Annotated in this window: 8 protein-coding genes, 12 tRNA genes and 1 riboswitch (1 of these 21 cut by a window edge); of the genes, 18 read left to right on the top strand and 2 right to left on the bottom strand. The window is 44.9% G+C overall.

Going from position 1 to position 9,992, the window contains the following annotated elements:
- From RRU94_RS21845 to RRU94_RS21780, 14 genes are all read left to right on the top strand, one after another.
- Positions 1-60, top strand: a tRNA-Val gene (locus RRU94_RS21845); it begins 16 nt to the left of the window's first position.
- A 9-nt stretch (positions 61-69) separates the two neighbouring features.
- A tRNA-Met gene (locus RRU94_RS21840) sits at positions 70-143 on the top strand.
- A gap of 6 nt (positions 144-149) precedes the next feature.
- Positions 150-226: transfer RNA gene (locus RRU94_RS21835), tRNA-Asp, on the top strand.
- Positions 227-251: 25 nt separating this feature from the next.
- Positions 252-324, top strand: a tRNA-Phe gene (locus tag RRU94_RS21830).
- A 7-nt stretch (positions 325-331) separates the two neighbouring features.
- Positions 332-407: transfer RNA gene (locus tag RRU94_RS21825), tRNA-Thr, on the top strand.
- Positions 408-424: 17 nt separating this feature from the next.
- Positions 425-508 (top strand) — tRNA-Tyr (locus RRU94_RS21820).
- A gap of 8 nt (positions 509-516) precedes the next feature.
- Positions 517-590: transfer RNA gene (locus tag RRU94_RS21815), tRNA-Trp, on the top strand.
- 30 nt (positions 591-620) lie between these two features.
- Positions 621-696: transfer RNA gene (locus RRU94_RS21810), tRNA-His, on the top strand.
- Positions 697-702: 6 nt separating this feature from the next.
- Positions 703-777 (top strand) — tRNA-Gln (locus RRU94_RS21805).
- A gap of 6 nt (positions 778-783) precedes the next feature.
- Positions 784-858, top strand: a tRNA-Gly gene (locus tag RRU94_RS21800).
- A 13-nt stretch (positions 859-871) separates the two neighbouring features.
- Positions 872-945 (top strand) — tRNA-Cys (locus RRU94_RS21795).
- A 10-nt stretch (positions 946-955) separates the two neighbouring features.
- Positions 956-1,039: transfer RNA gene (locus RRU94_RS21790), tRNA-Leu, on the top strand.
- A 227-nt stretch (positions 1,040-1,266) separates the two neighbouring features.
- Complete coding sequence (locus tag RRU94_RS21785) at positions 1,267-2,064, top strand: hypothetical protein (RefSeq protein ID WP_315692965.1); 798 nt, start codon at positions 1,267-1,269, stop codon at positions 2,062-2,064.
- Positions 2,065-2,183: 119 nt separating this feature from the next.
- Complete coding sequence (locus tag RRU94_RS21780) at positions 2,184-2,900, top strand: metallophosphoesterase family protein (protein WP_315692964.1); 717 nt, start codon at positions 2,184-2,186, stop codon at positions 2,898-2,900.
- Positions 2,901-3,102: 202 nt separating this feature from the next.
- On the opposite strand, the gene RRU94_RS21775 is transcribed toward RRU94_RS21780, so the two are convergent.
- Positions 3,103-3,618 carry a hypothetical protein gene (locus RRU94_RS21775; protein ID WP_315692962.1) on the bottom strand — a complete coding sequence of 172 codons (516 nt, stop codon included), beginning with the start codon at positions 3,616-3,618 and terminating at the stop codon, positions 3,103-3,105.
- Between the two features lie 143 nt (positions 3,619-3,761).
- A riboswitch (TPP riboswitch) is annotated at positions 3,762-3,877 on the top strand.
- Between the two features lie 111 nt (positions 3,878-3,988).
- Here RRU94_RS21775 and thiC point away from each other — a divergent pair.
- From thiC to RRU94_RS21755, 4 genes are all read left to right on the top strand, one after another.
- Positions 3,989-5,722 (top strand): phosphomethylpyrimidine synthase ThiC, encoded by a 1,734-nt coding sequence (gene thiC, locus RRU94_RS21770; protein WP_315692960.1) that lies wholly within the window; start codon positions 3,989-3,991, stop codon positions 5,720-5,722.
- Positions 5,723-5,823: 101 nt separating this feature from the next.
- Positions 5,824-6,960, top strand: coding sequence for a tRNA epoxyqueuosine(34) reductase QueG (queG, locus tag RRU94_RS21765; RefSeq protein WP_315692959.1), 1,137 nt, complete (start codon positions 5,824-5,826; stop codon positions 6,958-6,960).
- Positions 6,961-6,987: 27 nt separating this feature from the next.
- Positions 6,988-7,461 carry a tRNA (uridine(34)/cytosine(34)/5-carboxymethylaminomethyluridine(34)-2'-O)-methyltransferase TrmL gene (trmL, locus tag RRU94_RS21760; RefSeq protein WP_251270604.1) on the top strand — a complete coding sequence of 158 codons (474 nt, stop codon included), beginning with the start codon at positions 6,988-6,990 and terminating at the stop codon, positions 7,459-7,461.
- 407 nt (positions 7,462-7,868) lie between these two features.
- Positions 7,869-9,752 carry a PrkA family serine protein kinase gene (locus RRU94_RS21755; protein ID WP_315692958.1) on the top strand — a complete coding sequence of 628 codons (1,884 nt, stop codon included), beginning with the start codon at positions 7,869-7,871 and terminating at the stop codon, positions 9,750-9,752.
- 35 nt (positions 9,753-9,787) lie between these two features.
- Here the strand turns inward: RRU94_RS21755 and RRU94_RS21750 are convergent, their stop codons facing one another.
- On the bottom strand, positions 9,788-9,961 hold the full coding sequence (locus RRU94_RS21750) for a hypothetical protein (protein ID WP_251270603.1): 174 nt from the start codon (positions 9,959-9,961) through the stop codon (positions 9,788-9,790).
- Positions 9,962-9,992 lie beyond the last annotated feature (31 nt).

The raw sequence follows: 9,992 nt of genomic DNA, 5'->3' as shown, positions 1-9,992 counted from the left end.
TGGGAGAGCATCTGCCTTACAAGCAGAGGGTCGGCGGTTCGATCCCGTCATCCTCCACCATATTGTTATCGCGGGGTGGAGCAGCTCGGTAGCTCGTCGGGCTCATAACCCGAAGGTCGCAGGTTCAAATCCTGCCCCCGCAATTGTTTGGTCCGGTAGTTCAGTTGGTTAGAATGCCTGCCTGTCACGCAGGAGGTCGCGGGTTCGAGTCCCGTCCGGACCGCCATTATACATAGAAATATTGTAAGAAAGGCTCAGTAGCTCAGTTGGTAGAGCAAAGGACTGAAAATCCTTGTGTCGGCGGTTCGATTCCGTCCTGAGCCATTATGCTGCCGGTGTAGCTCAATTGGTAGAGCAACTGACTTGTAATCAGTAGGTTGGGGGTTCAAGTCCTCTTGCCGGCACCATTTTGCTTATGCATGATGGAGGGGTAGCGAAGTGGCTAAACGCGGCGGACTGTAAATCCGCTCCTTCGGGTTCGGCAGTTCGAATCTGCCCCCCTCCACCAGTTTATACAGGGGCATAGTTTAACGGTAGAACAGAGGTCTCCAAAACCTCCGGTGTGGGTTCGATTCCTACTGCCCCTGCCAATTCGATCAATTTTATAAAATTTCATTATGGCGGTCGTGGCGAAGTGGTTAACGCATCGGATTGTGGCTCCGACATTCGGGGGTTCGATTCCCCTCGATCGCCCCATATAAATGGGCTATAGCCAAGCGGTAAGGCAACGGACTTTGACTCCGTCACGCGAAGGTTCGAATCCTTCTAGCCCAGCCATTTTTTGCGGAAGTAGTTCAGTGGTAGAACATCACCTTGCCAAGGTGGGGGTCGCGGGTTCGAATCCCGTCTTCCGCTCCAACATTTTTATAAAGGCGGCATAGCCAAGCGGTAAGGCCAAGGTCTGCAAAACCTTTACCACCGGTTCGAGTCCGGTTGCCGCCTCCATTATGTATTTGCCGGCGTGGCGGAATTGGCAGACGCGCTGGACTCAAAATCCAGTTCCTTCACGGGAGTGCCGGTTCGACCCCGGCCGCCGGTATTAAACGGCGTAACCCTTCAACATTTGTTGAAGGGTTTTTTCGTGTTTAAAACCACTGTGTTCTTCTTAACCAAAATAAAAAATTCATTTGTGATTACATCGCTTCTAATGACACGTTTACGGTTATTCATCTAGATAAATAGTATCAACTATGATGGATATTGTTTAAAATCCCTTCAAATCGGTAATATCCTTATTAACTTAAAACTTAAACTGGAGGGGTATGTATGAAAACATCTACTATGGGTATCATTATCGGTTCTTCAGCTTTGGCATCAGCAGGGGCTGTAAAAATGACAAAAGGGTATAGCAATAAGAAGCAAATGGCTGAAAACCGGAACCAAAAATTTAGTGCAGTAAAAGAAGTGAAAAAAGGAATTAAAAATGGAGTAAAAGCTGGTACCGGCAAAACAGCAGACCTTATTAAAACAGGCGTTGAAACCGAAGAAGAAATGATCAAGGGTGGTATTAATAAAACCATCCAGGGAGTAAAAACTGGAATTGAAGCACAGCAAAAAATGATGGAGAAAGAAAAAGAGATGCTTGACCGGATGAATTCCTCTCTTCAGAAAAAAGAAATGACGATGGGTGTAGTAGTTGGTTCTACCGCATTACTCACTACTGGAATCGTTTTAGCTTTAAATACATTTCAGCAAAAACAAGAAGCAGGAGATACGGGTTCTGGTACAGTGGGTAAAATCGGCAATGGTTTAAAAGCAGGAACGACAAAGGTGGTAAAAGGCATTAAAAATGGTATTGCTTCTAAGAAAAACGAGCAAACCATGGTCGTTGAGAAAACAAAATTTATTGATGACAAGTCCACAGAACTTAAAAAAGACGAAGTGGAGAGTGTTGATTCAGAAAAAGCAAAAGAATATGAAGGGCTGACGGGACTAGATGCCCAATACCGCGATGAATGGCAGGCAAACGGGTTTCCGCAGACAAACGCCGAATTAAAAGCGCTTGAAGAAGCCGAGGGATCTGATTCTTCCGCTCCACAAAAAGAAAAAAATAACCTTCAGTAAAACATAAAGCTCACCTTTATTGGTGAGCTTATTTCTTTACAGTAAAAAGCCTGCTTGTCATAATTTTTTTATACATATCGGTTCTCTACTTTAAAATTATAAAGAAAAGGATGTTGAAAATGAAAGCAGCTTTTATCTCTGATGTTCATGGGAATGCAGTGGCACTTCAAGCTGTGTTAAATGATCTTAAAACGAAGCAGGTAGATAAAATTTATGTACTGGGCGACCTTTGTTACCGCGGCCCGGAACCGAAGCGGTCACTGGAGCTGATTCAAGGGCTTCAAACTGAAGTGATTAAAGGGAATGCGGATGAATGGGTTGTGCGAGGTGTTCACAAAGGAGAAGTAGCAGAGGCAGCGCTGGAGCTGATGAATCAAGAGCGTGACTGGACTGTATCACAGTTAGAAGAAGCGGATATCGATTACCTAAACGCTCTTCCAACAGAGCTTCATCTTGATCTGGACGGTGTGGCGGTTCATGCTTTTCATGCAGCGCCGGATAGCTTATTTACCGTAGTTTCTTCTTCCGAGCCTGACGAGGTGTTAGAAACGAAATTAATGCTATCTGAAAGTAATGACGTATATATCTATGCTCATATTCATAAGCCTTATATTCGGTATATAAAAGGAAAGGTCGTCATAAATATCGGCAGCGTTGGCCTCCCGTTTGACGGCGTTAAAAAAGCTTCATACGCTATTGTGGAAACAGATGGACACCGGATCAGCACTTCCATTGAACGGGTGGAATTTGATGCGGACAAAGTGATGAACCAATACAAAGAAGTGAATTATCCAAACCAAAATATGCTGTCTGTCATTCAGAACGCTTCTCTTTAAATAAACAGCCTCTTCGAAGAGAAGAGGCTGTTTCGCAGGGAGAAACCGTTTAAAAACATCTAAAGGGCGGATTGCCATCGCATTAGATGGTGATTGGTTATCGGTCACAAGGTGAATGGAAAACGGGGATTGGTTTGCTTTTCTATTCAAAAAGTGAGGTTCCCAATCCTGCGCCTTGAAAAAGAGTCTCACTTTTTCAAGGTTAAAAATATTTTTCGTCATTAAAGGCAATAGTAACGGTGTAATTTTTTGCATTAATTAAATTAGAAAGCTTATGAGCTTCCCGTTCAAGCTGAATCGCTTTTTGCCGATAGTCCTCAGGCTCGAACAGAGCTACTTTATAAACAGTGGTGCTCTCCGCATAACCGTATTGGATTTCCTCCTTTGGAGAAGCGCCCATTTCCTTGCAAAGCCGTGCTTCTGCACGAAGCTGCGTCGCCCATTCAATTGCTTCTACAAGGGGAACGGTTTCGTTTTTAAAGGAAACGGTGTTTTCGCTATTGGCTTTGTACATGAGCCGGTCCAGTGTGCGCGCGTCTTTTCGAACTTCTTGAAGTTCTGCTTCTACAGCGCTTACGGTCCGTACAGGAGTTGGAATAGAATCACCTTTTTCAATCGTTGTGTAAGCAACGCGGCGCAATTCCTCCTCCAATTCATACACTTTTTTAGTTAAAATACTTTTTAACTTCACCGCTTCTGCTAAAGAAATAGTGTGCATTGTATTGCCTCCGTTCGCCTGATAAAAAACTAGTTATAAGCGTAGCATTTAAAGGTTTTTGAGGCAAATAAATAGCATTACATGGAAAAAATGCTTTACAGATCATTTTTATCGTGTTACAGTTTGTACACAGCTTCATAATTTACAACTGCTAGGGGTGTCCGTTAGCCGGACTGAGAGAAGAGCGCGCTTTAAGGCTCTTTAACCCTTCGAACCTGATCTGGCCAGTACCAGCGTAGGGAAGTAGGGACACGGTTTTTAAGCCGTTCATTAAACTATTTCACGGGTTCTTTTATTTTAAAAGAACCCGTTTTTATTTTTTACGTGTCTGTGTCCAGATCGGTTTCAGCAGTTCAGGGAGGAAAATAAGATGAATCGTTTGAAAAGTGAAAAAATCGATCTGCAGGCACAATTTCCAGCAAGTGAAAAAGTTTATGTGGAAGGAAGTCAAATGGACATCCGGGTTCCATTCCGGCAAATTAAATTAAGCAACACGAAAACAGATGCAGGAACCCATTCAAACGAACCGATCACCGTTTATGACACAAGCGGTCCTTATTCAGAACCCGGTTTTATTGCAGACGTACATAAAGGGCTGCCGCGCGTAAGAGAGCAGTGGGTGGCAGCCAGAGAAGACACAGAGCTTTATGAGGGAAGAGAAGTAAAGCCGGAAGACAATGGGGTCAAAGAAGCGGAATCGATGTTTCAAGCGGATTTCGCACATAAACCAAGACGGGCGCTTCCTGGCCAGAACGTAACTCAAATGCATTATGCGAAAAAAGGCATAATCACACCGGAAATGGAATATGTAGCGATTCGTGAGAACATGGACGCAGAAACGATTCGGGAGGAGGTTGCTTCCGGCCGTGCGATTATTCCGGCCAATATTAACCACCCTGAAAATGAGCCGATGATTATTGGCAGCCGTTTTCATGTAAAAGTCAATGCAAATATTGGTAACTCGGCAGTAAGTTCATCTATTGAAGAAGAAGTAGAAAAAATGACGTGGGCAACGCATTGGGGTGCGGACACGATTATGGATCTGTCTACAGGAAAAAATATTCATGCAACAAGGGAATTTATTATCCGTAATTCGCCGGTACCGGTTGGCACTGTGCCGATTTACCAGGCTCTTGAAAAAGTAAAAGGCATAGCAGAAGATTTAACGTGGGAAGTATATCGGGATACACTCATTGAGCAGGCCGAGCAGGGAGTCGATTATTTTACGATTCACGCCGGCGTACTGCTTCGCTATATTCCAATGACAATTAAGCGGACAACCGGTATTGTTTCACGCGGTGGTTCGATTATGGCGCAATGGTGCCTGGCTCATCACCAGGAAAATTTCTTATACACACACTTTGAAGAAATATGTGAAATTTTAAAAGCGTACGATATCTCGGTTTCTTTGGGAGACGGCCTTCGTCCGGGATCGATTGCCGATGCAAATGACGAAGCTCAATTTGCGGAACTTGAAACGCTTGGCGAACTGACGAAAATTGCCTGGAAACATGATGTGCAGGTAATGATCGAAGGACCAGGACATGTTCCACTTCATAAAATCAAAGAAAATATTGATAAAGAAATTGATATTTGCCAGGGCGCGCCGTTTTACACACTTGGTCCGCTGACAACGGATATTGCACCGGGCTATGACCATATCACTTCTGCGATCGGTGCAGCGATGATTGCTATGCATGGCACGGCGATGCTTTGTTATGTGACACCGAAGGAGCATCTTGGCCTGCCGGATAAAAATGACGTTCGTGAAGGGGTCATTGCCTACAAAATTGCTGCTCATGCAGCGGATCTTGCCAAAGGCCATCCGGGAGCTCAGAAAAGAGATGATGCTTTATCAAAAGCGCGCTTTGAATTCAGATGGCATGATCAGTTTAATTTATCGCTTGACCCGGACCGGGCGCGCGAATACCATGATGAAACCCTGCCGGCAGAAGGAGCAAAAACGGCTCATTTCTGTTCAATGTGCGGACCAAAATTCTGCTCGATGCGTATTTCTCATGATTTGCGTAAGCAGGCAGCCGAAGAAGGCATGAAAGAAAAGTCGAAGGAATTTGTAGAAACAGGAAGCCATATTTACAGCTGACATGCTCGACTTTATCGCATTTTTGTGAAATAATAAGAAAAACGATAAACAGGCAGACGGGATTCCCGTTTGCCTGTTTTCTATGGAACGGAGGAGAAGAAATGTACCGGCAGTTAAAGCAGGAACTGATTGACTACAGCAAAGAAATTGGCATCGATAAAATCGGATTCGCTGCGGCCGATCCGTTTCTTGAATTAAAGCAAAAACTGGTACAGCAGCAAGAACTGGGATATGCATCCGGTTTTGAGGAAAAAGATATTGAGAAGCGGACAAACCCGGCACTCTTGATGGATAGTCCGCGTTCGATTATTGCCATTGCGCTTGCGTATCCATCGAAGCTGGAAGGAGCTCCGAAAGGGAAAAAGGGAGAGCGGCGCGGCTTGTTTTGCCGGGCGTCCTGGGGAGAAGATTATCACCTCGTTCTGCGCAGAAAGCTGGAACAGCTGGAAGTATTTTTAAAAGAAAAAATGCCAGATGTCCAAACGAAATCAATGGTTGATACAGGTGAGCTGTCTGACCGTGCTGTGGCGGAGCGGGCCGGCATCGGCTGGAGTGCAAAAAACTGTGCGATTATTACGCCGGAGTTTGGTTCATACGTGTATTTAGGTGAAATGCTGACCAATATTCCTTTTGAACCGGACACGCCGATGGAAAGCCAGTGCGGCACGTGTACAAAATGTATTGACGCCTGCCCAACAAGTGCACTCGTTCAAGGAGGACAGCTTAATTCTCAGCGGTGTATCGCTTATTTAACGCAGACAAAAGACTTTTTGCCGGAGGAATTCCGTAAACATCTTGGAAACCGGCTGTACGGCTGTGATACGTGCCAGACCGTCTGCCCGGCCAATAAAGGGAAACACACATTAAACCATGAAGAAATGACACCGGCACCAGAAGAAGTAAAGCCGTTGTTAGAGCCGCTTTTATCGATGAGCAACAAGGAATTTAAGGAGCGGTTTGGCGAGATGTCTGGTTCATGGCGCGGCAAAAAGCCGATTCAGCGAAATGCAGTCATTGCATTGGCTCATTTCAGGGAGCCATCTTCGCTGCCGGCCCTTGCTGCTCTGCTTCACAACGATCCACGTCCAGTTCTTCGTGGTACAGCAGCTTATGCTATTGGGCAGATTGGCGGCATAGAAGCAGAGTCCCAGCTGTTCAAAGCACTAGAGCGCGAAGAAGATGAGACAGTGGTGAATGAAATTAAAAAAGCACTCGGACAGATTGGTTCCGTGTTATAATGATGAGTTGAAAAGGAGTGAAGTTTTGTGGCAGTTCATGTAGTGCTATACCAGCCGGAAATCCCGGCCAATACCGGAAATATTGCGCGGACGTGTGCGGCGACCGGTACACCGCTTCATTTAATCCGCCCGCTTGGATTTTCAACTGACGATAAAATGCTTAAGCGTGCCGGGCTGGATTATTGGGAATTTGTTGATATTACGTATTATGATTCTCTTGAAGAGTTTTTTGAAAAAAATCCAGATGGAAATATGTATTATCTTTCTAAGTTCGGTAAGCAGGATCACGCTAAGTTTGACTACAGCGATACAGAACAGGATCATTATTTTATGTTTGGCAAAGAAACAACGGGTCTTCCAAAAGATTTGATCGCGGCCAATATGGACCGCTGTCTGCGCATTCCAATGAATGAGCATGTCCGCTCGCTTAACTTGTCCAACACGGCAGCCATTCTTATATACGAGGCACTTCGCCAGCAAGGCTTTCCAGACCTGTATTAATACAGAAAAGCGCAAGTCGGCCATTCAGGACCGGCAGCTTATGACCGAGGAGCTGGCCGGCTGGAGCAAAAAAGTGCAAGACGCTCTAAGTTGAATGCTGGTTATAATCACATATCTTTTAAAAAAAAAGCTGTACCGAAAAATCGGTACAGCTTTTTTTATTTCGCGCCCGGTTTGTCGTTGTAGCCCGCTGTGAAAATCGCTGATAAAAAAGCAATACATACGAAAAGAACACCTAATAATCTCATGGAAAGAAGCCCCTTTCTGTAGCGTAAACGCATTCATTTTTCCCTATTATACCGGATGCAATATTAAATGTGAACGTTTCTTTTTCTCATAAATGGTTTCACCGGCGCATAAAATCCGATAAATACGCCCATTAGAGTGCGGAGCGGAGGGAGCCAATTATGACGATACTCAATAAAATTCAATCAAGCCGTGCCGAAGAAGAAAAGCTGCGCTGGGAAGGAACATTCCGGGAGTATTTGGAGCTTCTTAGAGAAAAGCCGCATATTGCAATGCCTGCGCATGCGCGTATATACAATATGATTCGCTCATTCGGTATGACAGATGGAAATTATGACTTTTTCAGCCGCGAGCTTTTTGGTCTTGAAGAACCGATCCAGCGTCTTGTAGAAGAGTATTTTCATCCGGCGGCGAAAAAGCTGGATGTACGCAAACGGATTTTGCTGCTGATGGGGCCAGTTGGCGGAGGGAAGTCCACAATTGTATCAATGCTTAAGCGGGGACTGGAGCAATACACCCGCACAGATGCCGGCGCCGTATATGCCATTAAAGGCTGCCAGATGGCAGAAGATCCGCTTCATCTAATTCCACGGGATCTTCGGGATGACTTTTATGAAGAGTATGGGATCCGCATTGAAGGATCATTGTCACCGCTAAATGCCTACCGGCTTGAGCATGAATTTGGAGGCCGCATTGAAGAAGTGCCGGTTGAGCGTATTTTCTTCTCAGAAGACCGGCGCCGCGGCATTGGAACGTTCAGCCCATCCGATCCGAAATCACAGGACATTGCGGATTTAACCGGCAGCATCGATTTTTCAACGATCGCCGAGTTTGGATCGGAGTCTGATCCGCGTGCCTACCGGTTTGACGGAGAATTAAACATTGCAAACCGGGGATTAATGGAATTCCAGGAAATGCTGAAGTGTGATGAGAAGTTTCTATGGCACCTGCTCTCACTAACCCAAGAAGGCAATTTCAAAGCCGGCCGGTTTGCCTTAATCTCGGCAGATGAAATGATTATTGCCCATACCAATGAAACAGAGTATCGTTCCTTTATTGCAGATAAAAAGAATGAAGCTCTTCATTCCCGTATGATTGTTATGCCGGTGCCATACAACCTCAAGGTGACCGAAGAAGAAAAAATTTATGAGAAAATGATACACGAAAGTGAAGCGGCTTCCATTCATTTTGCACCGCATACGTTCCGTACTGCAGCCATGTTTACTATCTTAACGCGCTTAAAAGAATCGAGCCGGGCAAACGTTGATCTTGTGATGAAGATGAAGCTTTATGACGGAGCAGTAGTAGAAGGATTAACGCCGCTTGATGCTATTGAACTCCGAAAAGAACATCCGGATGAAGGAATGGATGGAATCGATCCGCGGTATGTAATGAACCGCATTTCTGCAGCCATTATTAAAAAAGGAACCAATTCGATCAATGCACTGGATGTGCTCCGCTCATTAAAAGACGGCCTGGATTCACATCCGTCCATTACAAAGGAAATGCGCACGAAATACTTGCAGTTTATTTCCGAAGCGAGAAAGCAGTACGATGAAACAGCGAAAAAAGAAGTTCAAAAAGCCTTTGTTTACTCGTATGAAGAATCGGCCCGGGCATTAATGGACAACTATTTGGATAATGTGGAAGCATACTGCAACAAGGTGAAATTAAGCGATCCGCTCACAGGTGAGGAAGTCAGTCCGGACGAGCGTTTGATGCGGTCGATCGAAGAACAGATTGGCGTGTCAGAAAACGCTAAAAAAGCATTCCGCGAAGAAATGCTGATTCGAATTTCCGCTTATGCACGCAAAGGGAAAAAATTTGATTACCGGGAGCATGACCGGCTTCGAGAAGCGATTCAGAAAAAGCTGTTTTCCGACTTAAAAGACATTGTTAAAATTACCACTTCGTCTGTTACACCGGATGAACAGCAGCTGAAAAAGATGAATGAAGTCACAGCACGCTTAATTGACGAATGCGGCTACAATTCTGTTTCAGCCAATGAATTGCTTCGCTACGTTGGAGGACTTTTAAACCGATAACCAAAAGAAAAACCCGGTTGCAGGCAGCCGGGTTATTATTTTCCATCGGTTGATTCGTCAAATTGAATCGGGTCAGGCTGTCGCTCATGCTGCTTCAACTCTTCATTTGTCCGCTGGCGCTCCATTTGACGGCCAAGGATTTCCATGTCTTCAAAGCTTGTGACCATTGAATTCATAGGCTGTTCTTCACGCTTCTTTAAATTCATCATGAGTCACCTCATTATTCTTTTATACTTGTTT

This window comes from Domibacillus sp. DTU_2020_1001157_1_SI_ALB_TIR_016, assembly GCF_032341995.1.
In the GTDB taxonomy this organism is placed as follows: Bacteria; Bacillota; Bacilli; order Bacillales; family Domibacillaceae; genus Domibacillus; species Domibacillus indicus_A.
The sequence above is the reverse complement of the archived record's forward strand: the minus strand, read 5'-3'. Positions and strand labels throughout refer to the sequence as shown.